Here is a 23,090-nt window from a genome sequence, read left to right as displayed (position 1 = left end):
CGTTGCGTTTCATGCTGCCGGCCTCACACCCGGGGATGGCAGCGGTAGCATGATTGACTGTTGTATTGATAGCCCGACCGGTTGCGGTGCTTGTCATCCATCCGCGCTTGACTGTGTTCATGGCAGAAGAGGCATTCGAAGATTCCGTAATTCGCCGCGTTCACGTGGCAGGTCGCGCAGCTTTGCCATTTGCCGCGATGCTTGCCGGAGTAAATGCGGAAGTACTGGCTGTCATGATCGAAAGTCGCCGGCAGCCAGGCAGTCATTGTGTGGCACACGGTACAATCGTGGGAGAAATTCAGCGTGACGTGATTGGGATTGGTCGGCCGCTGGAAATCCGCCTGATGGCAGGAGAAGCAATCCGTGGGTGTGCCGGCGTAACGGTTGTTGATGTGGCACTGCGCGCAGGCGGTTGTCACATGCGCGCCCTGCAGCGGAAAGCGCGTGCGGTTGTGATCGAAAGTGGCCGGCTGCCAGGCGGTAGTGGTGTGACAGGAGTTGCATTCCTGTGAGAAATTTCCTGCGACGTGATTGGGATTGGCGGCGCGCTGATAGTCCGCCTGATGGCACGAGAAGCAAGCCGTCGGGGTGCCGGTGTACTGGCCATTGACGTGACACTGGCTGCACACGACCGCCAGATGGGCGCCGGTGAGCGGAAAGCGCGTGCGATTGTGATCGAAATTTGCCGGCTGCCAGGCCGCGGTGGTGTGACAAGAGCCGCAATCCTGCGAGAAATTTCCCGCGACGTGATTGGGACTGGCGGCGCGCTGATAATCCGCCTGATGGCACGAAAAACAATCAGTCGGCGTGCCGGCAAAGCGGCCGTTGCCATGACACTGGCCGCAGTCAGTTGCGGCATGCGCGCCTTGCAGCGGAAAGCGCGTGCGGTTGTGATCGAATCCACTGAGATTACCCAAGCCGGCGGAGGCCCAGCCAATGATCATGGTGCTGTGGCACTGCTCGCAACGCAGCGAGAATCCCGCCAGGCGGTGATTGGGATCGGTCGTGGCCTCGTAATCGGATTGATGGCAGACGCCGCATTGCAGCGGCAGATTCACGAACTGGCTGGTGCCCTGCCGCGTGTGGCAATTTTCACAAGCCACGTTCTGGTGCAAGCCGAGCAGCGGAAAGCGCGAGGCCTGATGCACCGTATTGATTTTGGAGAATTCCCGCCAGGCTTGAAGACTGTGGCAGCGTGTGCAGTCTCTGCCGAGGGTGCCGTCATGCACATCGGCGTGGCAGGCCGTGCATTCGCGCGCGGCCCCGGTGAATTTGAGCGAGGTATGGCAGCGCTTGCAATCCACTGCAGCATGCTGCCCCACCAGCGCAAAGCCGGTGGTTTCATGTTTGAACTTGAGATCGAGACGCAGCGGCGACCAGGACTTGGCGGTGTGGCAATCACTACAGGCGAGGTTGATCTTGCCGTGCGGTTGATTCACCGTGGCGACCTGCGCGCCGGCGTCGAGAGCAAGCCCCAGTCCGGCAAGCAGCAGCCAGCGGGATGCGAGCCTCCAGCTCAGCGATGACATGCAGCGCACTCCTGCTTGAGTGGTTTGTATTTGATGACGACGGTGCGATCCGCCCGCGTGACCGGGAAGTGACATTTCTCACATGCCACCCGCGCGTGCGCGCCTTCGAGTTTGAAAGCGCTGTCGCGATTATGGCGGAACAGCAGGTCATGCCACTGCGAGGCTTGGTGGCACTTCTCGCAGCGCACTTGCTCCGGCTTGCCGAACTGGCCGCGGTGAACATCGGCATGGCAGCCCTCGCAGCGCAGCGGACGCGGCCGGTAGCGCACGCGTTCCGTGATTGCCGGTCCGGCCCTGACCAACCGCGTTGTTGCGGTGCTGCCGTTCATTTCCGCTGCGATTTTCTCCCGCGGATGGCACTGGCCGCACGCCACGCGCACGTGAGCGCCGGTCAATGCGAAGCGCGCGCTGGCATGATCGAACTTCGTCTGCCGCCAGCTCTCGTTGCGGTGGCAACTCTCGCAGCCGCCGCTGGCGACGCGCTCCGCGAATTGGCTGCCGTGCACGTCCTCGTGACAGGCAGGGCAGCGTTGCTTGGGAAACACAAAGAGCAATTTCCCGGCTTGGGCGCCGGCGGTCTGCCGGAGGTGGCACAGGCTGCACGGCGTCGCGAGATGCGCGCCGGCCAATGGAAAAGCCGATTGTTGATGGCGCGCCAGCGTGAATTGCGACGGTGTAAATCCCTCGACGCTGTGGCAGCTTTCACAGCGGCCGCGATCCGGCCGCCGGGCAAACTGGCCGGCATGCGCATCCTGATGGCAATCGCCGCACGAAGTGTGCGCGATCTGCCTTTTGAAATTGAGGCCGGCGTGGCAGCGTTCACAGGCCAGCGCCCGATGCCGGCCGCGCAGCGGAAAATCCGTCAAATCATGATTGAAAGCGCCGGCGGGAATTTTCTGCCAATTCTCCGTGGTGTGGCACCGGCTGCACTCCTTGCCGAATTCACCGCGATGCGGATCCTGATGGCAGGGCGTGCAATTCGAAAACGGCAGATTGGTGAATTGCACGAATGCCGCCACCGTCTCTGTGCCGACGCGCTCGCGCGCGGATTTCTCGACGTGGCATTTGGCGCAGGGCACCTGCCGGTGGCCGCCAGTGAGCTGGAAGCGGGCGCGCTCGTGTGTGAATTTCGGTGCCGGTTTCCAGCCGTTGAAATCATGGCACTGCTCGCAGGCGGCGGCAAGCTGGCCGCGGTGTTCATCGCCGTGGCAGGGAATGCAGGCCGGCGCCAATCCCAGAAAGGTTCTGCGCAACTGCACGTTGGGATCATCGGGGAATTTTTCCTGAATATTCTCCTGCCGATGACAATCGCGGCAGGCGACCTGGCTGTGCCGGCCCTGCAAGACATAGCCGGCTTTGCGGTGGTCGAAGTTTGCCTCGCTTGACGGCCACGTGATCAACTCAAAGCTCACGCCATTGTGTTCGCTGTGACAGTGCGCGCACGACTGGCCGGATGCTTCCGGTCCCGCCACCTGGGCAGTGGTTACCGTGGGATGAAAGCCGCGTTTGGCCTGCAGTCGCTGTGCGATCGCCACGTGGCACGCCAGGCATTTGGCATTGCTCATGCGCTCGCCAATCTCATGACAAGACAGACACTTGGTCAAGCCCTCGAGCTGCGCGTGCGGCCGCGCGAGCGGTCCCGGTGAAATCTGAGCAAACGTTGCGCAAGCAGAGAGCGCAAGCCATGCGCACGTGGCGCGGCCGAGACGACGGTGGCATTTGGCGACAAAAGTGGGCAGGCTGTTATCTCCTCATATCACTCCTTGCTTCATTGGGCGGAAAAATCCGCGGCTCAGGAGCCGGCAGCAATCAAAGATGATGCCACCGGCGAGTGGTTTTGATTTTGCAGACAAGAGCAGCACCAAGCGGGATTCCCCGAAATCCCGGCCGCGAGCAGTGTCATTCAACTCCATTTTTGTAATCTCGATTACATCTCGGTGAAAGATATGATGGAATTTCTCTTCATCTTCGCGTGGGCGGTCTTCGTGGTGGCGTGGCAGGCACAACGCCGGTTGCGGCGCGATCGCCGGAATCAAGCGCGCCTCGCCCAGAACCAACGCGACGAAATCAAGGCGCCGCCGTCCTTGCATCCCTTCATCGATCCCGATCGCTGCATCGGCTGCGGCAGTTGTGTGATCGCCTGCCCGGAAGGGGAAGTGCTGGGCCTGGTGCGCATGAAAGCGGCGTTGCTGCAGCCGGACCATTGCGTCGGCCATGGCCGCTGTGAAGCAGCCTGCCCGACCGGTGCGATCACGCTGGTGCTCGGCGCCGAGGACAGCGGCGTGGAGGTGCCGGTGACGGATGAAACTTTTCAGACGCGCGTGCCCGGCGTTTATGTCGTCGGAGAGTTGGGCGGTATTGGCTTGATTCGCAATGCGATGTTACAGGGTCTGCAATGCCTGGAAGCCATCGCGGCCCAGCCGCGCCGCACCGGCACCGACTATGATGTGATCATCGTCGGTGCCGGCCCGGCCGGCCTGGCCGCCACCCTGCAGGCCGCAACGAAGGGGCTGCGTTACTTGACCCTCGAACAAAACGACGTCGGCGGAACCATTCTGAAGTATCCGCGCAACAAAATCGTCATGACTGCGCCGCTCGCCTTGCCCGGCTACGGCAGGATTCATTTCAATGACGTGCGCAAGGAAGAGCTGCTGGCGGAATGGGAGAAGATCATTGCCAAAACCGGCATCACGATTCGAGTGAGAAAGCGGGTCGAACAAGTGGTGCGGCGGGAGGGCCTGCTGGAGGTTTTTGCTGCCGGCGAAAGTTACACGACCTCTCATCTCGTGCTGGCGCTGGGCCGGCGCGGCATTGCCCGCCAGCTCGAGGTTGCCGGCGAGCATTTGCCCAAAGTGCACTATGAACTCGATGACCCGCGCGCCTTTGCCAACCGTGACTGCCTGGTGGTGGGCGGCGGCGACAGCGCACTGGAATGCGCGTTGATGCTGGTGGAAGCCGGCGCGCGCGTCTCCTGGTCATACCGGCAACCCCATCTCACGCGCGCCAAACCGCGCAACCGCCAGGCGGTGGCGGCGGCGGTGCGCCGCGGAGAGATTCAAGCCATCCTGCCGAGCGTCGTGAAGGAAATCACCACACCGGCAGTCGTGCTCGACTGTGAGGGGACGGATAAAGTCATTCCCAACGACACCGTCTTCATCATGGCCGGCGGCGTCCTGCCGTTCGAGTTTTTGAAAGAGATTGGCATCGAAATGCGCACGCTCTATGGCGAACCGGTTCCCAGCCGGAGGGCAGCGTGAACGCGCAGGAGTTGCACGTTGCGCTCGCGCCTGCTGCGCCCCACCGCCGTGCCGCGCGACCGCCGCAGCGCTTCGCGCTGCAGGCGTACGCGATCTTTGCGTTGATCTTCGCCACCGCATTCGTCTTCTTCGCGGCCTTGCGTTATGGCGGAGAGTACTATTTCACCGCGTTGGCGCAGCGGCCGCTGCACCCGCTGCATGTTTTGCTCAAACCCAGCGGTCTGATCGGGCAGGGATTCGGCGTGGTGGGCGGCACACTGTGTTTCCTGACCCTGCTTTATCCGTTGCGCAAACGCTGGCGCCGGCTGGCCAGTTGGGGCACGCCGCGGCGGTGGTTTCAATTCCACATGTATTGCGGCATCGCTGGGCCGCTGTTTGCCACCCTGCACACCGCCTTCAAGTTCGGCGGGCTGGCGTCGATTTGTTATTATGCGATGATGATTGTGATGGCGAGCGGCTTGGTCGGACGCTTTCTGTTTGCCCTGCTGCCGCGCAATCAACGCGGCGTGTTGCTGTCGCTGCAGGAAATCGATGCGGAGATCATTGCCGTGCAGCGTTCGCTCGCGGCGGCCGGACTGACCGCTGACCATTTTCGCGTCGGCGCGTTGCGGCAATCCACCCGCCCGGCACGGGTCGGCTGGCTGCAGGTGGCGCAGCTTTGGCGCCGCCGCCGGCGCGAGCTGCGTGCCTGGCAGCGGTGGCTCACCGCCGCAGATCATGCGGCCGCGCGCAACCGCAGCCTCCTGACTCTCCTGTCCCGCAAGCTCTTCCTCGAAAGCAGCCGCGCAACGCTGGCTTTAACCGCCCGCGCCTTCGCGCTGTGGCACGCCTTCCACCTGCCCTTTACCTATTTGATGTTCCTCACCCTCATCATCCACGTGAGTCTGGCGCTGTTGCTGGGCTACACTTGGATCTTTTGATGACGGCCTTCCAGGACTGCAACTTTGAATCGAATTCTGCGGCGCGGACAATATTGCCTCAGAGTCGGTGTGTATCTGTCGCTGCCGCAGGAGGTGCGCTGTTGCCGCTAAAGGCATGCCCTCATCCTTGTCATCCCGCGGGATCTCTGGAGTAACTTGGAACAGTGCCCAGTTCTTCACAGGATCCCTGCAGAATGACAGTGCTGGGCGGCGATATGCCACTTGAGGCAACAGGTGGTTTGCCGCTCATGCGCTGGCGCACGGCACAGAGCGCACCCAGCAGCCGAAGTGTTTCAACTCTTCCATGCGGCAGGACCAGACCAACTCGCCGTTCCACAAAGTCATGTCCGGGCAGCCGTCGCACATGTTCTGCAAACCGTTGGGCAGAAAATCCACCGGCTGGATGATCATGATGGATTGATAGTGCAAGCCCTTGAACAGCCGCAGCGGATTGCTGAGTACCGCGCCGAGATAATGGCCGGCCGCACTGCGCACGCCACGGTCGATCAGCGCGAGCAGCAGCATCGCCCGGCCCAAGTTGGTGTGCGCCGGTTTGGTGTAGGCGAGATAGCGGCCCTGGGTCAGGTGATGCATCGTCTGAATCGTTTCCATGAATTTGGGGCCGACGTAGCCGTAGATTTTTCCCTGCGAACCCAGGCGGCCGCTGAGCAGCCATTTGAAGGAATCTGGCTTTTCCGTTCCATTCAAATAGGCGCAAGGCGTGAACTCGGGAAAGCGCTTCCGGATCTCGGCGACGACCTCCGTTGATTTCAGATCGATCTTGCGCGCCTTCGTCTCCGAGTAGGCCAGCACGCCCAAATCGATTCTTCGCCCACCGGCATACCACTCGAACGGAAGCTGGGGCACCGCGGCGCGAAACAGAATGAACACCATCACGTGCACGATGTCGATGTGTTGGGCGGCCCACTCGACCAGCTCCGGCGTATGAGCCAGCGTGTCTTCATACACCGTCGAATTGAAAGCGCACGACAGGCCGCCGACCTCTGCCAGCATCTCGGCATAGAACAGCCGCAATTCGTTCAACTCGACCTCGTTCTTGTTCTTCCATTTCGGCCGGCCCTGCTTGCTGTCGATATGAAAAGTGAAGCCAACTGCGCCGGCGGCCTTCAGCTCGCGCAACAGCTCGGGCGTGAGCATGCCGCCGTTGGTGTTGATCACCGGCTTGAAACCCAGCTCCGCGATCATCCGCACGATCGCCACGATCTCCGGATGCATGAGCGGATCACCGCCGGCAATCGAGATGCCATCAGAATTGCGCAGCGCGCGGAATGTTTCCACTTCCCGCCGGATGATCTCCAGAGACTTGTGGCTCTTGGCAACGTTCTCGCGGTAGCAGCCCTCGCACGCCAGGTTGCAAGCCGAAGTCGGCTCGAGCCAGGAAATGGCATTGTCGGGCAGCGACCAGGGCAGACGGTACAACTGGCGATGATTGAAAGTGGGATGAATTTGCATACTACCTCCGTACCGAAATCATGTTATCCCAAAAGGCTCGAGATCTCGACATGAATGGCTGCCGCCGGCAGCGCATGACCGTGCCACCGAGCACCAACCAACCGGCGCGCCCCACCCGCCGGCATGGACGTGCTCGATCCGCTCATCCAATATGCAGAGCCTCACCCGCCTCGTTGCAGTGATCCTCTGCGCTTGGCGCATTCCCACCTCCAAATTCCCCGCCCTCACTCCCACGCCTGATTGCGAATCATCTTCTTCATATCGTACGGCGCGGGCGGCCCGCCGAGGTACTGGTGAAACCAGTCGAGATGCGCATTGTAATAGAACGGCATCGATTTGACATGGCTCGGCCAGTGACCGTCGTTCTTGAACACGATCAAGCGCGAGGGCACGCGCCTGCGTTGCAGATCGGTGAAGAATTCCAAACTCTGCGTATAGGGCACGCGGTAGTCGCGCTCGCCGGTGATCACCAAACACGGTGTTTTGAAATTTTTCACAAATTGATTGGGCGACCATTTCTGATAAAGCTCGGACTCCCACGGCGCGCCGCCCAAATCCCATTCCGGAAACCACAACTCCTCGGTGGCGCCGTGCATCGCCGTGAGATTGTAGACGCCCATCATGGCCGCCAGCGCTTGGAAGCGATCGGTATGTCCCGCGAGCCACATCATCATGTAGCCGCCATACGACCAGCCCATCGCGCCCATGCGGTTCGCATCGACCCACGAGATTTTTGCCAGTGAATCGGCCACCGCCATGACATCCTCGTAGACCTTCCCGCCCCAGTCTTTCGAAATTGCCGCGGTGAACGCCTGGCCGTAACCGGTGGAGCCATGCGGATTCGAAAAAGCCACGATGTAACCGGCGCCGGGATACACTTGCCAGTCGCCGCGAAACGCATCGGCCCATTGCTGCTGCGGCCCGCCGTGCACATTCAAGATGAGCGGATACTTTTTCGCCGGATCAAAATTGTGCGGCTTCACGATGAAAGTGTGAATCTTCCGGCCGGTCGGCGACGCGATCCACCTCTCTTCCGCGGGCCGGAGGTCGACGCTGTCCGCCAGCGTCTGATTGAACATCGTCAGGCGGCTGAGTTTGCCCGCGGCGACCCGCCACACCTCGCGCGGCTCACCGACCGAACGCCGCACCAACGTCACCGCTTTGCCATCCGGTGCAATCGAGAAGCCATCAATCGTTTTGGCATCGATAACCAGATCGATGCGCTTGCTGCTCACCTCGACTTTGTAAAGCGGCACATGCCCCTGCACGTCGGCGGTGAAATAGATGCTTTTGGAATCCGGCGCCCAGATAATCTCATTCACCCAGTTGTCAAATGCCTCGGTGAGCACGGTTTTCTGTTTGGTGGCGCGATCGTAGAGGCCAATGCGGAAACGGTCGGCCTCATAACCCGGCGTCGTTTGAAAGCGGTAGGCGAGATAACGGCCATCCGGCGAATAGGCGGGAGAGCCGTCGTACGCTTCGTTCTCAGCGGTGAGGTTCACCGCCGTGCCGCCCGCGGTGGGAACCAGCCACAGGTCTTTGTTGGTGGACTCGGCTTGATACTCGTCACGATTCGACACGAAACAAAGCTCTTTCCCCTCCGGCGAAACGGCGAAGCCGGTTTCGCCCAATGAGAATGCCGGCGCATCGTAGTCGCCGGGCGTCAAATCGATCAGCGCGGCGTTGCCGATATTGAACGAAAAAATGTGCGAGCGCCTGCCTTCCTTCCAGCTCGTCCAGTGGCGATAGAGCAGCTTGTCGGCCAGGTACGCTTGCAGCGGCCCCGCGCTCGCGGCTTTGTCGATCTTGCTGTTGCAATCATCATTCGCCCCGCATTCCGGATAGACGTCGCTGGCGAAAATGAGATGCTGGCCCTCGGGCAGCCAAAGGGGATCGCCCACGCCGGTGGAAATGTTCGTGAGTTGGCGCGCCTCGCCGCCCTCCACTGCAATCAGCCACGCCTGGCTGCCGTTGCTTCTCGTGGAAACGAAAAGAATCGACTTGCCATCCGGCGACCAGCGCGGATGATTGTCGGTCGCGGGGTTGTTCGTCATTTGTTTGAGATTCGTGCCATCGGCGTCGATGACATATATCTCCGCATTGGATTTTCCCTTTTGGAGATTGTGTGTGGTCAGCACGAAAGCAATGTGCCGGCCGTCCGGCGAGAACTGCGGGTCGGAAACGTCCTTGATCTTGTACAGATCGGCTATGGTGAAAGCGCGCTTCTGCGCCAAGGCCGGCCCCGCCAGGAACAGGCACAGTGAGATCAAAACCAGCTTCTTCATGTTGCACTCCGAATGGTTAAAGGTGATTTTCCTACTACCGCAGTCTCGGTGAAAAACTGCAGGGCCGGCGTCTGCCCTGCGTCAGAGAAAGTGTCTGTGCGGTCCGTTGTTCCTGAGGAAACGCCGCATGCAGTTTTCTCTGATTTGAAAAGGAACACGCATTCGCGGAATCAGTCGCGCGGATCACGGTGGAACACGCCAGGGTGGGTGCGCGCGTGTGTTCACCCGGGAACATGCCGACGCCGGCCACGAACTTCTCGGGGATGATTCGCGTGCAGCGCGATTGCCGACTGTGATGCCGCCGAAGCAAAAATCGCAACAGCCAGGTTCTGCCGTTGCCGAAGCAGGGGCAGAGCCAGTTGTGTGCCTGCACGAATACCATGGCAAAACTCGTCAGTCTGGAGCAACTGCAAAAAAGGCTTTGAATCTGATCGAGAATTTCTAAATTCGCCTGCCATGATCAACGCTTTGACCAAAGCCTTTCTCTGCCCGCTGGGTGGCCTGTTGGCGTTCAGTTTCATCGCCACCATGTTCGTGTGCGGTGATATCGATTGTCTGACCGGCGAAGGCGACGGTGGTTGCGCTTCATTGTTCTGTTCTTTGATGAACAAGCATGATGAAGCCTCGCAGAGCGCCGCTCGTGCTGCGGACCGGGATTGCTCTTGCGTCTGTCACGTGCCGACAGTCATCGGGCCGGTTTTCGATTTCAGCTTTTTTCCGAATGCCCAATATAACACGGCCGACATCGTGTTGCAAATCTCCTCTGCTCCCAGCCGCCTCGTCGATCACCCTCCTGCGCTAGTCTGATTCTCTCCCCGTTTCCCACAGATCATTAGGCGCATCTCATCTCGGTGCAGTTTTTTCGGAAAGGAGCCGGCACGTGATTCCTGTTTCGCGTTCCTGCCTGGCTGTGCTGTTTCCATTATTGCTGCTGTCCGGCGCGGCTAGGGCGCAGAGTGAACTTTCATTGCAACAGGCCATTGCTTTGGCACTGCGGCAAAACCTGCAAATCATGCTGGCCGAGCAGGAAGTTGCCGTGGCGCGGGGACAAGGCGTGCATGCCGGGGCGCTGCCGCCCGCCGAAATCTTTGCTCGCCTCGACGAAATCGGCTTCGACTTTGCCGCTGCCAATGCCATCGAGATCGGCTTTAGTCAAGGCTTTGAATTTCCCGGCAAGCGCGGCAGCCGCAAAGCCGTTGCCCGCGCTGATCGTCAAATCGCCGAATTGCAACTGGCGCGTCTCCGCGTCTTGCTCGCAGCGGAAGTCAAGAAACGGTACTATGAAAACCTGCTGGCGAAGGAGAATGTCACAAGCCAGCAATTTGCCGTGCAGCTTCTCGACGATTTGCAGCGACTCATCGCCGAACGTTATCAAAGCGGCGCGGCAAGTTACGTTGACGTCGTGCGCAGCCGGATTGAACTGGGCCGCGGCCGGATTGAGTTGGCCGCGGTGCAAGAGGATCAAATCGCGGCGTTAGCCAAGCTCAATCTTTTGCTGGGCCGTGAAAGCGCGCAACTTTTGCAGTTGAGTGATTCTCTGGTTTATGCACCTTCCGGTGATTCGGCATTTGCCCCCGGGCAATCCAATTTGCGCCGAATTCTTGTCACTGCGGTCGAGCGCCAACGCCGCGCTTTGCGCTTGGCGCAACTTGCCAGTCGACCGGATTTTTCTGTTGGCGCTTCGTTTCAACGGGTCGCGGAGAATCCACCTTTCACGCTCGCGCAGCCGAACGGTGAAACCGTGAATGCCTTCGGCCTCGAGGCCGGCATCAGCCTGCCGCTGTTCAATCGTGTTGCGCCGAAAGGCGAAACGCAAATCGCCCAGGCCGAGCTGGCGGCGGCGGAAACACGCTTGGCTTATTTTGAGCAGCAGGTGCGCCACAATTTTGCAGTCGCCGTCGCTGCCGTGGAAGCGACAGAGAAGCAGGTTTTGGAATTTCGCAACGTCGTGTTGCCGGAATCCCAAAATGTGGTACATGCCGCGGTGGCAGCATATCAGTCCGGCCAGCTTTCGCTCACGGATTTGCTGGATATTCATCGCACCGCAGGACAAACGCGTTTGGAAAATGTTCGCGCGATTTTCAATTACCTCGCCGCCCGCGCTGATTTGGAAGCAGTTGGCGAAAAGTTTGAACAAGACGAGTGAAGTCTGACTCGCGCTGCGAAAGCTTGCTAGATTTGAAAAATTGTCGAGCGCCGGACTTCACTCATTCTCAAGGAATAAGCCATGAATCAAGCTCTCAAGTATACTTTGCCCTTCGCTGCAATCGCACTTTGGGCTTGCAATCAACCAGAATCCGAAGAGCATCCGCATCAAGCCGCAGAAGCTCATGAGGAAAATGCCACAGTCGTGACGTTGACCAAACACCAGCTTTTCCACATTCACCTTGAAACTGCTGAGGTCAATGAAAGCTCGGCGCCGATTCCATTGACGCTGCCGGGCAAAGTGATGCTCAATGAGCGCCGCCGCGCAGCCATCACCGCGCGCCTGGCGGGCCGCGTGGAAAAAGTCTCGGCGTTTGCCGGCGATCGCGTCAGCGCCGGGCAAGCGCTCGCCGAAGTTTTCAGCCAGGAATTTCTCGCGATGCAGATGGAATATTTGCAGACTATCGAACGCGCGCAGCGCCCCAGCAATGGAAGCACCGATCAATCAACGGCAAAAACCATTTTGCTCTCGGCGCGCAGAAAATTGGAAGTCGCCGGACTGAGTGAGGCTGATTTGCGCCAACTGGAAACCGCAAAAGAACCGCTGAGCCATTTGCACATTCGCGCGCCATTCCGCGGCGCGGTGCTCAGCGCTGAAGTCGTGCAAGGCCAATTCGTCGAGCTGGGCGCGCATTTATTTGAAATCGCCGATCTCTCGACGTTGTGGGTGCTTGCGGACATTTACGAGCAAGATTTGCCGCGCATCCACAAAGGCATGAAAGCGCAAGTCGAAGTCACGCCCTATCCACGCGAAATGTTTGCCGCCACGTTGACGGAAATTTTTGGCGTCGTCGATGCGCAAAGCCGCACAGTGAAGGCACGGCTTGAAGTGCAAAATCCCAGCGGCAAGCTCAAGCCGGAAATGTTTGCGAGCGTGCATCTCACCACCGAGCTGGGCGGCAACACGATCAAAATTCCGGCCAGCGCCATGCTTGGTGAAACCGAAAGGCATTTTGTTTTTGTGGCTGTGAATGACTCAACCTTTGAAAAACGCGAGGTGCGCACTGGCGTGGAGACGCGCGAGATTGTCGAAGTGCTCGACGGCCTCGCGACGGGCGAACGCATCGTGACGCGCGGCGGCTTCTTTTTGAAATCCGAGCTGGCCAAAGAAACTTTTGGTGAAGAACATCATTGAGGTGAGTATGGTTATCGCGCAATCAATTGCGTTATTCGTCTTAGCCGGCCTGTGTGAAATCGGCGGCGGGTATCTCGTCTGGCTCTGGCTGCGAGATGGCCGCAGCCATTGGATTGGTCTGATCGGCGGCCTCCTGCTGATGCTTTACGGCGTGATACCGACGCTGCAAAGCGAGCACAACTTCGGGCGCATCTACGCGGCTTATGGCGGCATCTTTGTCGTCATGTCGTTGCTCTGGGGTTGGCTGGTGGATCGCAAAACGCCGGACACCTTTGATATTGTTGGCGCCGCCATTTGTTGCGTCGGCATCGCGGTGATCATGTGGTGGCCGCGCGGATAAAATACTTCTGCATTTCGGAGAAATAAACATGGACGCAATTCTGCGATACGTGCTTCCAATTTATCTGATCGTCTATCTCACGTTCGCTTTTTTCTGGCGCTCGTTTTTAGTTTGGAAACGAACCGGTGTCAATCCTTACGTGCTCGGCAAAACCGATAACGCGCATGATTTCGTCGGCATGCTGTTTCGATTCACGCTGATCGCCATCGTCGCCGTCGTCATTCTGCACGCCGCTTCGAATCAAGCATATCAGCATTTGGCTCCGATCTTTTGGCTTGAACGGCAAGCATTGCAGCACGCCGGCTTATTCCTGCTCGCCGCTTCCTTCATTTGGACATTGCTCGCGCAAGCGCAGATGGGCAATTCATGGCGCATCGGCATCGACGTGAACGCCAAAACTCCTTTGATCACGCACGGCGTTTTTCGCTGGTCGCGCAATCCGATTTTTCTCGGCATGCGCGTGACCTTGCTCGGCCTCTTTTTAATCTTGCCCAATGCCGTGACATTCGCCTTGCTGCTATTGGGAGACGCGCTGATGCAAATCCAAGTTCGCTTGGAAGAAGAATATCTGCGCCAAACGCACGGCGTAGAGTATCAGAAGTATTGTCAACAAACACGCCGCTGGCTTTAAGGAAGCGGATACCGGCAGGGAGAGTGCGGCGGCGTTGTTCATGAACATTCATGCAGTTGCCGCCGATGCCGCATCTTTGACAAACGTATTGACCTCACCAAGGCAGCATTCTCCTTTGGGATTTTTAATGTCGCACGCGCAGTTGCCGGCTTTGATTTCGCGCGCGATTTCCATGGCAGCGGTCGATTTTTTAGTTTCTCTAATCTCCTGTTTGATCCGAGCACGCGTCCAATTGAAGCAGTAGCAAACCGGAACGTCGTCACCCTGATCTTTGACAAACACTTTTACCGCCACATCATCTGTCGTAAAGAAAGGCACGTTCTCGTTGGAGAAATAAACCACGTTGCAGGTGGGTTCCTTGCAATAGTAATATTGCACACGACGTAGGGAGCCAAGCTTCTCAGGTTTCAGCAAATGTTCCAGCGTTCGGCGCTGAATCTTGCGTGAAAGCGTTCCGGAAGCCGGACACGCAGCTTTTGCAGGTGCGGGCGTTTTCTCCGTGACGAGACAGCAACTTTCTTCATGATGCTGGCCGGCGGCAATCGCGTCGAGAGGTTGTGCGCAACAGGCATTCATCTCATTCTCCTTTGTTTTCTTGGGCAACTGTTGCCTTGTAGCCGGCCTCATCAACGCGCTTGATCAAGGCCTCCGGCTGCACGAGCGCAGGATCGTATTCGACCACGCCCTTGCCGGTTTCATATTCCACGCGGGCGCGAGGAACACCTTTGACTTCTGAAAGCGCGGTTTGAATATGCGAAGCGCACGCGGCGCACGTCATGCCTTTGACTTCCAACACCACCGTCGCTTTGGGCGTGAAAGCGGCATTGGTCGTGGCAGAAGGCTTTGCCGCGAGATAGGGATACGAAATGGCAAGAACAGCAATAATCGCCGCGCTCCACACGCCGAGCTTGTTCCATTTGCCCGCGCCTTGAATTTTGCACGAGCCGTCTTCGCATTTCACCTCACGTTTACGATAGGTGAGATAAAACGCCGAGCCGAGCAGGAGCACGGTAACGCCGATGAAGTAAGGACGGTAAGTTTCAAACGCCGAAAAGGCGCTGAGACTGCCGGCGCCGGCAATTGCCAAGACCGCCGGCCCAATACAACAAAGCGAAGCAACAACAGCGGTCACAACACTTCCAACAGTTGATAAAGCGGTTTTTTGCATTGATTAACTCCTTTCATTCAAAACAAAAGCATGTTGCTCTTTGGTTTCATCTTGCACAAACATGTCTTCCAAGTTGGAAGTAAAAACATTTTGCACAAGCGAATAAAAAATGGTTTGGCCTTCGCGCCGCGTTTTGACCAGGTTTTTATCTTTGAGCTTGCGCAAATGCTGCGAAACCGCGGAGTCCGTCATCTCCAGCACTTCGGCCAGATCGCACACGCACATCTCGTGGTGCGCGTGCAACAGGTACAAGATTTTCAAGCGCTGGCCGTTGCCCGCAACGGCGAGAAGATCGGCCAAAGTTTCCAAGCCTTTTTGGTTGGCGAGATTGCGTTTGATCAGCGCAAATTCGGCTTTGGAGAAATTCGGGCCGATGCAGAGCTTGCCTTCGACGTAGATTTTTTTCATAAAGCTTGTCTGTAAGTATTTTAGCAATTGCTTAATTAATATAACGAAGACACAAAACGAAAAATTCCAGCTCAAACGAAATTTTTCATAATGAAACTGTTAGGCACAACCTTCGGAGAATTTTTTCATGATCAACCGTCTCATCCAATTCTCTCTCAAACAACCGCTGCTCATCTTTTGCCTCGTCATTCTCATGGCCGGACTCGGCTGGTGGTCGCTCACGCACATTCCCATCGATGCGTTTCCGGACGTGACCAACGTGCAGGTGCAGATTCTCGCCGAGGCCCCTGGGCTTTCGCCGGTGGAGGTCGAACAACTCGTCACCTTCCCGATTGAAGTGGCGATGAACGGACTGCCGCAACTCACCGAAGTGCGTTCGATTTCAAAATTCGGCTTGAGCGTCATCACCGTCGTGTTCGAAGATGACGTTGATATTTACTTCGCGCGCCAGCTCGTGCTCGAGCGTTTGCAAAGCGCGCGCGAAGCGCTGCCGCCCAACATGCCGGAGCCGGAGATGGGACCGGTCACCACGGGCATGGGTGAAATCTATCAATACTTTCTCGAAAGCGACAGCCTCGATTTGATGGAGCTGCGCAGCTTGCAAGATTGGGCGATCAAGCCACAACTGCGCACCGTACCTGGCGTCACTGAAGTCAATAGCTTCGGCGGATTGGTGAAGCAATATCAAATTCTCGTTTCGCCGGAAATGTTGTTGAGCTATGGTCTGTCGCTCGCCGAAGTTTTCACGGCGGTGGAGAACAACAACAGCGTGGTGGGCGGCAATTTCATCGAGCATGCTTCGGAGCAGTACATCATTCGCGGCGTCGGGCGCGCGCAGACGATGAGTGATTTGGAGAACATCGTCGTCAAAACCATGAACGGCACGCCGATTTACGTGAAGAACGTTGCCGAAGTCACGACCGGCGCGGAGGTGCGGCAAGGCGCGGTGGTGATGCAAGGACGCGGCGAAGTCGCCGCCGCGATTGTCATGATGCTCAAAGGCGAAAACAGCCGCGAAGTGATTGCGCGCGTCAAAGCTAAAATCGAAGCGATCAACAAAACGCTGCCGCGCCATGTGAAAATTCATCCGTATTACGATCAAACTGATTTGATCGAGAAAACGATTAAAACGGTGCGCACGAATCTCATCGAAGGCGGCTTGCTCGTCATCGCCGTGCTCTTTGTTTTTCTCGGCAATATTCGCGCGGCGCTGCTCGTGGCCTCGGTAATTCCGCTGTCAATGCTGTTCGCCTTCATCGGCATGAAGTGGCGCGGCCTCTCGGCCAATCTCATGAGCCTCGGCGCCATCGACTTCGGCATGATCGTCGACGGCGCCGTGGTGATGATCGAAAATTGCGTGCGCCGGTTAAGCCATGCCAATCCCGACGATAAGCGCGAACACGTGATCGAAAGCGCTGCCAAAGAAGTGGCGCGGCCCGTGCTATTCGGCGTGCTCATCATCATCGCGGTTTACATGCCCATTCTCACGCTGCAAGGCATCGAAGGCAAAATGTTCACGCCGATGGCGATGACCGTCGGCTTCGCGCTGCTCGGCTCACTCTTTCTCGCGCTCACGTTCATGCCCGCTGCGGCGCGTTTTATTCTGCCCAAAGAAATAAAACACCGCGAAATTTTTCTCGTGCGTTGGCTGCACAAATATTACACGCCGGCGTTGGAGAAAGCATTGCACCACAAAGGCAAAATGCTCATTGCCGCGATAGTTATTTTGTTTGGTTCATTCGCGCTCGTGCCGTTGCTCGGAACGGAGTTTATTCCCGAATTGGACGAAGGCGCAATTTTGGTGCAACCGATTCGTATGCCGAGCATCAGCCTCACCGAGTCCATCGAGATCGACAAACAGGTGCAGAAGATCATCATGCAATTTCCCGAAGTCGAGTTTGCCGTTGGCCGCCTCGGTCGTCCCGATATTGCCACCGATCCGATGGGCGTGAATCTCAGCGACATTTATGTGACGCTCAAGCCGCACAGCGAGTGGAAAACTGCTAAAACCAAAGAAGAGCTTGTCGATAAAATGGTGCATGAGCTACAACAAATTCCTGGCGTCAATTACAACATGACACAGCCGATTGCGATGCGCGTCGACGAGCTGGTCTCCGGTGTCAAGTCCGATCTCGCGATCAAACTTTTCGGCGATGATCTCAACGTGCTCAAAAAGAAAGCCGATGCGATTGCCAACGTCGTGCGCGAAATTTCCGGCGCTGAAGATGTCTCCGTCGAGCAAATCGCCGGACAAACTTATCTCAACATTTATATCGACCGCGCGGCGATTGCGCGCTACGGCCTCAACGTTAATGAAGTGCAGGCAGTCATCGAAATCGCCATCGGCGGCAAAGTTGCGTCGGAAATTTTCGAAGGCAATAAGCGCTTTGCCGTCGTCGTGCGTTATCCTGAAAACAAGCGCGACGACATCGCTCCGATTGAACGCTCGCTCGTGCATTTGCCAGGCGGCGGTTCAATCCCGCTTTCGCAAATCGCGCGCGTCGTTGCCGAAGAAGGGCCGGTGCAAGTGAGCCGCGAGTTTGGCCAGCGTCGCATCGCCGTCGAGTGCAACGTGCGCGGCCGTGATATCGGCAGTTTCGTCGGCGAGGCGCAGCGTCGAATTGCAGCGGAAGTGGAATTGCCTTCCGGCTATTATCTCACCTGGGGCGGACAATTTGAGAACCAACAATCCGCCACGCGCCGGCTCATGGTCGTGCTGCCGCTTTCCATCTTCATCATCTTCGCGCTGCTCTACACTACGTTCGGCAATTTCCGCCATTCTCTTCTAATTCTTGCCAATCTGCCTTTCGCGCTCAGCGGCGGAATTTTCGCGTTGCTCATTCGCGACTTGCACATCAGCGTTTCGGCGAGTATCGGTTTCATCGCACTCTTCGGCGTCGCGGTGCTCAACGGCGTCGTGCTGGTGACGTACATGAATCAACTGCGCAGCCAAGGCATCTCCGTACATCTCGCCGTCGTGCGAGGCGCTTCCGAGAGATTGCGTCCGGTATTGATGACCGCGCTTGTGGCGATGCTCGGCTTCATTCCGATGGCGCTCTCGCACGGCACCGGCGCAGAGGTGCAGCGGCCGCTTGCCACCGTTGTCATCGGTGGCCTAGTGACTTCAACTTTGTTGACGCTGTTTATTTTGCCGGTGGTGTATCAGTGGATGGAAGCGAGGCGCGAGCCTCAAAGAGGGTAGGGCGTATGTCCCGTTTCCGAGCTGCCATGCAATTTGAGGGCATCGATCCCACGAGCCGGTGTGATCACTCGCGGCACCAAAGTGGCACTCTCTCTGCTCACAGCGGGGTGGTTCACGAGCACGCCTGCGCGGGCCGGTGTCATTCCGCTGCGGGCTGCTGTTGCGTCAGGCAGTGCAACGTGCCGAAGCCCCACACCAAATCCACCGCGTGAATGCCGATCACCGGGCGGTCGGTGATCAGTTCCGCCAAAATGCCGAGCGCGATGCGATCATGGGGATCATTGAAGGTGGGAACGAGTACCGCGGCGTTGCCGACGTAAAAATTGGCATAACTCGCCGGCAGCCGCGTTCCCTTGAAGTAAAGCGGCTCCGGCATGGGCAGCGCGACCACCTCCAGCTTGCCGCCGTCTTCCAGGCGCATGTGCTGCAGGCGCTCGCGGTTTTCCTGCAGCGGCGCATAGTTGGGATCGTGGCGATTGCGCTCGCTGGCCAGCACCACCGTGCGTTCATTCACAAAGCGGCAGAGATCATCGATGTGGCCGTGCGTGTCATCGCCGGCAATGCCCTGGCCCAGCCACAAGATATTGGTGACGCCGAGATAATCGCGCAGCAGGTGTTCGATCGCGGCGCGGCTCATGCCGGGATTGCGCACCTGGGTGACGGGATCGAGCAGGCATTCTTCCGTGGTGAGCAGCGTGCCGCGGCCGTTGACTTCGATGCTGCCGCCTTCGAGCACGAACGGCCGGCCCTGCTGTTGCGCTGCAAAGATCCGGCAGCCCAACGCCCGGGCAGCGCGCTGTGGCACGGCATTGTCTTTTTGCCAATCCGGATAGCGCGCCCAGGCGTTGAAACCGAAATTGACGACGGCGATTTCACCGCGGCGCCGGACGAACATGGGGCCGGAGTCGCGCGTCCAGCCGCGATTGGTGGGAAAGCGGAAGAATTGCACGCGCTCCCGATCGACCCCAACGGCGCGCAAAACGCGATGGGCTTGGGCCTCGTGGCTTTTCGATTCGACGAGAATGTGCAGCCGCTCCCCCGGCGCCAGCTTGCGCACGATCTCGCCATACACCCAGGGAATGGGCGTGAATTTGCCCGGCCAGTCAGAGCGGTTGCGCGGCCAGCCCAGCCAGGTGGCTTCATGCTTTTCCCATTCCGCCGGCATGCGGAAGCCGAGACGCGCCGGCGTGCCGCGGCTCGGAGTCAGCGAGTTTGGTGCCACGGCTCCTCGCTGAGATAGCGCGCTTCGAGATCGCGGTAGGCATCGATGCGCCGATCGCGCAGGAACGGCCAATTGCGGCGGATTTCTTCGAGGTGGCGCAAATCCACCGTGCCCAGCAGAATTTCTTCGCGATCGTCGCTTGCTTGCGCCAAAATCACGCCCTGCGGGTCGCAAAGAAATGACGATCCCCAAAACTGAATGCCGGCGCCCGCGGCAGGCTGTTCGTGACCAATGCGATTGGCGGCGGCCACATACACGCCGTTGGCGATCGCGTGACCGCGCTGCACGGTACGCCAGGCCTCGCGTTGCGCCGCGCCATATTCAGCCTTTTCGTGCGGGTGCCAGCCGATAGCCGTGGGATAGAAGAGAATGCCGGCGCCGCGCAAAGCGGTCAAGCGCGCGGCCTCGGGATACCATTGATCCCAGCAAATCAACGTGCCGATGCGGCCCGGCCGCGTGTCAAACGCTCTGAAGCCGAGATCGCCGGGCGTGAAATAGAATTTTTCATAGTAAGCCGGATCATCCGGGATGTGCATTTTGCGATAGAGTCCGACGATCGCGCCGGTGACGTCGATGACGGCCGCGCTGTTGTGGTAAACTCCCGGCCCGCGGCGTTCGAACACCGGCACGACCAGGGCGACGCTCAACGCGGCAGCCAACCGGCTCAAAGCGTGAGTGGTCGGTCCGGGCACCGGCTCGGCGAGGTCGAACAGGCTGGCGTCTTCGACCTGGCAGAAGTATTGCGAACGGAACAGCTCCGGCAGGCAGATGACCTGCGCGCCCTGCCGCGCTGCCGCGGTGATCCAACCGCCGGCGCGGCTGAGATTGTCATCGGCGTCCCGGCTCATTGCCATTTGCACGAGGCCGATCGTGAACGAAGTGGGCGTGGACATGGGTGAGGGTTCACTCCTGGTCACGGGTCAATGCGTCAAGGTTAAGATTGCGTCATAACCTAACAACCAACTGCCAAATGTCAAGGGAAAACTCGATGGCATGCTGCGGAGGGCAAAACGATTGGGGCAAAATGACTTGGGAAGAAAACCTTTGGGGCAGAGCGGCTGCGGTAAAATGATTATGGACAAAATGATTGAGGGCAAAACCGTCAAGGGCAGAACAGCTATGGCAAGATGGTTTGGGACAGAACTATTTGGCTGTTGCAATTGGGATCTTTGCAGGGCAAGCAGCGACTTTTTCCGACTGATAGCAAGACCCAACGCGGTTTGTCTGCTTTGGGTCTTGCTAATCCTGTCAATCCTCGCCTCGCGCCAGCGCCAGGTCACCACAACTGTCATCGACCGTCAGCGGTCCGGCAGCCGGCGGGAGGCGGTGGGTTCGGCCTAGTGCTTTGTTACCTTGATTTGTATAAGTGTTTCCGAGTGTCATTCAGAAGGAATCTTGTGAATTACTTGATACCGTGCTCAAGTTTTCACAGGATCCTTGCAGGATGACAGCGTGGGGGCTATACATTTCAAGGTAACAGACCACTAGAACATCACGGGAATGAGTACGCCCAACCCGACGATCACGATGGTGTTGAGCGCGATTTTGTCGGCCTTGTGGGTGGTCTTGCCCATCATCAGCAGCATGGCAATGGCGCCAGCGAGACCCAGGGAAAACTGCACGAACTTTAGATCGTTTGCCATCATGCGATGAATGCCGCCGCCGATGAAACTCCACCCCAGCGAGATGCCGGTGCTGAGCAGGGCCATGCCCAGCCAGTGCACGCCGAATTCCCGGCGGTAGACCGCGCTGCCCCGGTTGTTCAGCATGGCGCTGGTGATCACCCACGAGCGCGCGATCAGATAGAGCATGCAAATGACGCCGACCACATAGCCGGCGATCAGCCATTTCAGAATTGTTTCCATTTTCGTGCCTCCTTCGATGTCGGGTTCGGCTGGCAGCGTGCGCCTCGGTGCGGACTCTCTCTGATTTAAGAACGATAGCGCCCGGTGCCATGTGCTCTCACATGTTTGCAACAATCATTCCCGGGTGAAACTGCAAGGAAACCACGCCTCCGTGTGGCTACCAGCAGTTACAGGAATGAAAATTGTAATCCGGCTGTGATGAAAATGTAATGGACTCGCCGGCCGGCAGTGTTCAGGCTGGTGGATGGAACTCAGGATCCGGGCTTGTCGGGTGTGTTCCACGTTCTGTATCATTCCGACCATCTCTTCGGTGCAGGCCTCTTTGGGCGCCTGACGGCAAGCGATGTTGGAGGTAAAGCTTGCTTCTTTCGCGGAAGATGCTAAAATAGGCCGTGTTTTGCCGCGAACGCAAGAGCCGCGAACGCGGCTCCCGCGTCATTCAATTCGCAGTCACACCGTCGAGCACAGCCATGAGCAATGCCTTGAACCATCTGCGCGTCGAATATGCCCAACGCCGTCTGGAAGAAAGCGAAGCCATGCCGGATCCGTTTCAACAATTTCAGCGCTGGTTTGCGGAGGCGCTGGCGGCCGACCCGCAGCACGCCAATGTCATGACTCTGGCGACCAGCACGGCGGCGGGCTGGCCCTCGGCACGCGTGGTGCTGTTGAAAGACTGCGATGCCCGAGGATTCGTGTTCTACACCAATTTTCACAGCCGCAAAGGCCGCGAGCTGACCGAAAATGCCCGGGCGAGTTTGGTGTTTTGGTGGCGGGAATTGGAACGGCAGGTTCGGCTGGAGGGCCAAGTGGAAACGGTGAGGCCGGCGGAGGCAGACGAGTATTTTCAGACGCGGCCGCGCGACAGCCAGCTTGGCGCGTGGGCCTCGGCGCAAAGCGAGATCATCGCCAACCGCCAGATGCTGGAACAGCGTTTTCAGGAACTGGCGCGCGAGTATGAAAACCGGCAGGTGCCGCGGCCGCCGCATTGGGGCGGCTTCCGCCTCGTGCCGGAGGTGTTTGAATTCTGGCAGGGACGGCCCAGCCGGTTGCATGACCGGCTGCGCTACCGTCGCGGCGGCAGCGGCTGGTTGATCGAGCGGCTTTCACCCTAGCCCGATAAATCAATGTTGAACGAAACCGCTGCGCGGTAGCTTTGGGTTTGTAGTCGCTGCTATCGTTCTTTGACAATCAGGATGGTCTGGACGCTCCGAGCTTGATCGCGGCGATACCAAGGAGTGCTTGACAGGATCGCAACTTTTCCTACTTTGATATGAAGATGCAAAGACGCATCGTAAGCGTGGTGCTATCCCATTAACCCTAACCATAAGGAGGCTCATCATGGGAAAGTTGCGTGACCAGATGAAGATGGAGCTGGAGCTGAAGAATTACGCTCCCAAAACCATCACCGCGTACTTGGGGCACATGACGGCCTTTACCCGGCTGTTCATGA

Annotated in this window: 18 protein-coding genes and 1 pseudogene; 9 read left to right on the top strand and 10 right to left on the bottom strand. The window is 58.3% G+C overall.

Translation table 11 applies throughout. The features are described from left to right. Positions 1-23: 23 nt before the first annotated feature. Positions 24-1,529 (bottom strand): hypothetical protein, encoded by a 1,506-nt coding sequence (locus L6R21_11060; GenBank protein ID MCK6559724.1) that lies wholly within the window; start codon positions 1,527-1,529, stop codon positions 24-26. Further along, entirely contained in the window at positions 1,517-3,094 is a 1,578-nt protein-coding gene (locus L6R21_11055) for a hypothetical protein (GenBank protein ID MCK6559723.1), read from the bottom strand. Before L6R21_11055 ends, L6R21_11060 begins: the two co-directional genes overlap by 13 nt. Before the next feature lie 381 nt (positions 3,095-3,475). On the opposite strand from L6R21_11055, the gene L6R21_11050 reads away from it, so the two are divergent. Further along, positions 3,476-4,786: an NAD(P)-binding domain-containing protein gene (locus L6R21_11050; GenBank protein MCK6559722.1), complete on the top strand. Its 1,311-nt coding sequence runs from the start codon at positions 3,476-3,478 to the stop codon at positions 4,784-4,786. Beyond that, positions 4,783-5,706, top strand: a complete 924-nt coding sequence (locus tag L6R21_11045; protein MCK6559721.1) for a hypothetical protein — start codon at positions 4,783-4,785, stop codon at positions 5,704-5,706. Before L6R21_11050 ends, L6R21_11045 begins: the two co-directional genes overlap by 4 nt. Positions 5,707-5,952: 246 nt before the next feature. Here the strand turns inward: L6R21_11045 and L6R21_11040 are convergent, their stop codons facing one another. Continuing rightward, positions 5,953-7,179, bottom strand: a complete 1,227-nt coding sequence (locus L6R21_11040) for a radical SAM protein (protein ID MCK6559720.1) — start codon at positions 7,177-7,179, stop codon at positions 5,953-5,955. A gap of 224 nt (positions 7,180-7,403) precedes the next feature. Next, a complete protein-coding gene (locus tag L6R21_11035) occupies positions 7,404-9,464 on the bottom strand; it encodes a S9 family peptidase (GenBank protein ID MCK6559719.1) in 2,061 nt (686 codons plus the stop codon). Positions 9,465-9,932: 468 nt separating this feature from the next. Here L6R21_11035 and L6R21_11030 point away from each other — a divergent pair, with 468 nt between their 5' ends. From L6R21_11030 to L6R21_11010, 5 genes are all read left to right on the top strand, one after another. Continuing rightward, the gene (locus tag L6R21_11030; GenBank protein ID MCK6559718.1) at positions 9,933-10,271 is read left to right on the top strand and encodes a hypothetical protein; all 339 of its coding nucleotides are present in this window, start codon (positions 9,933-9,935) and stop codon (positions 10,269-10,271) included. A 73-nt stretch (positions 10,272-10,344) separates the two neighbouring features. Then, a complete protein-coding gene (locus tag L6R21_11025) occupies positions 10,345-11,610 on the top strand; it encodes a TolC family protein (protein MCK6559717.1) in 1,266 nt (421 codons plus the stop codon). An 81-nt stretch (positions 11,611-11,691) separates the two neighbouring features. Next, on the top strand, positions 11,692-12,804 hold the full coding sequence (locus L6R21_11020) for an efflux RND transporter periplasmic adaptor subunit (GenBank protein MCK6559716.1): 1,113 nt from the start codon (positions 11,692-11,694) through the stop codon (positions 12,802-12,804). Positions 12,805-12,817: 13 nt separating this feature from the next. Then, the gene (locus tag L6R21_11015) at positions 12,818-13,144 is read left to right on the top strand and encodes a YnfA family protein (GenBank protein MCK6559715.1); all 327 of its coding nucleotides are present in this window, start codon (positions 12,818-12,820) and stop codon (positions 13,142-13,144) included. Between the two features lie 28 nt (positions 13,145-13,172). Then, a complete protein-coding gene (locus tag L6R21_11010) occupies positions 13,173-13,775 on the top strand; it encodes an isoprenylcysteine carboxylmethyltransferase family protein (protein MCK6559714.1) in 603 nt (200 codons plus the stop codon). Positions 13,776-13,823: 48 nt separating this feature from the next. On the opposite strand, the gene L6R21_11005 is transcribed toward L6R21_11010, so the two are convergent. The 3 genes and pseudogenes from L6R21_11005 to L6R21_10995 form a co-directional block, all read right to left on the bottom strand. Beyond that, positions 13,824-14,351: a (2Fe-2S)-binding protein gene (locus L6R21_11005; GenBank protein MCK6559713.1), complete on the bottom strand. Its 528-nt coding sequence runs from the start codon at positions 14,349-14,351 to the stop codon at positions 13,824-13,826. A gap of 1 nt (position 14,352) precedes the next feature. After that, positions 14,353-14,907, bottom strand: coding sequence for a cation transporter (locus L6R21_11000; GenBank protein ID MCK6559712.1), 555 nt, complete (start codon positions 14,905-14,907; stop codon positions 14,353-14,355). 39 nt (positions 14,908-14,946) lie between these two features. Continuing rightward, positions 14,947-15,207 (bottom strand): annotated as a pseudogene (locus L6R21_10995) (metalloregulator ArsR/SmtB family transcription factor). Between the two features lie 271 nt (positions 15,208-15,478). Between L6R21_10995 and L6R21_10990 the strand changes: the two are divergent. Continuing rightward, complete coding sequence (locus L6R21_10990; GenBank protein ID MCK6559711.1) at positions 15,479-18,553, top strand: efflux RND transporter permease subunit; 3,075 nt, start codon at positions 15,479-15,481, stop codon at positions 18,551-18,553. 139 nt (positions 18,554-18,692) lie between these two features. On the opposite strand, the gene L6R21_10985 is transcribed toward L6R21_10990, so the two are convergent. The 3 genes from L6R21_10985 to L6R21_10975 form a co-directional block, all read right to left on the bottom strand. Beyond that, positions 18,693-19,718: an agmatine deiminase family protein gene (locus L6R21_10985; protein MCK6559710.1), complete on the bottom strand. Its 1,026-nt coding sequence runs from the start codon at positions 19,716-19,718 to the stop codon at positions 18,693-18,695. Between the two features lie 38 nt (positions 19,719-19,756). Beyond that, the gene (locus tag L6R21_10980; GenBank protein ID MCK6559709.1) at positions 19,757-20,668 is read right to left on the bottom strand and encodes a carbon-nitrogen hydrolase; all 912 of its coding nucleotides are present in this window, start codon (positions 20,666-20,668) and stop codon (positions 19,757-19,759) included. Between the two features lie 591 nt (positions 20,669-21,259). Then, positions 21,260-21,640: a hypothetical protein gene (locus tag L6R21_10975; protein ID MCK6559708.1), complete on the bottom strand. Its 381-nt coding sequence runs from the start codon at positions 21,638-21,640 to the stop codon at positions 21,260-21,262. A gap of 470 nt (positions 21,641-22,110) precedes the next feature. Here L6R21_10975 and pdxH point away from each other — a divergent pair, with 470 nt between their 5' ends. After that, complete coding sequence (gene pdxH, locus L6R21_10970) at positions 22,111-22,752, top strand: pyridoxamine 5'-phosphate oxidase (protein ID MCK6559707.1); 642 nt, start codon at positions 22,111-22,113, stop codon at positions 22,750-22,752. Positions 22,753-23,090 lie beyond the last annotated feature (338 nt).

The sequence above is a fragment of the bacterium genome (genome assembly GCA_023150945.1).
In the GTDB taxonomy this organism is placed as follows: domain Bacteria; phylum Zhuqueibacterota; class Zhuqueibacteria; order Zhuqueibacterales; family Zhuqueibacteraceae; genus Coneutiohabitans.
Note: the sequence above shows the minus strand (reverse complement) of the source record. Positions and strands in the feature narration are given on the sequence as shown.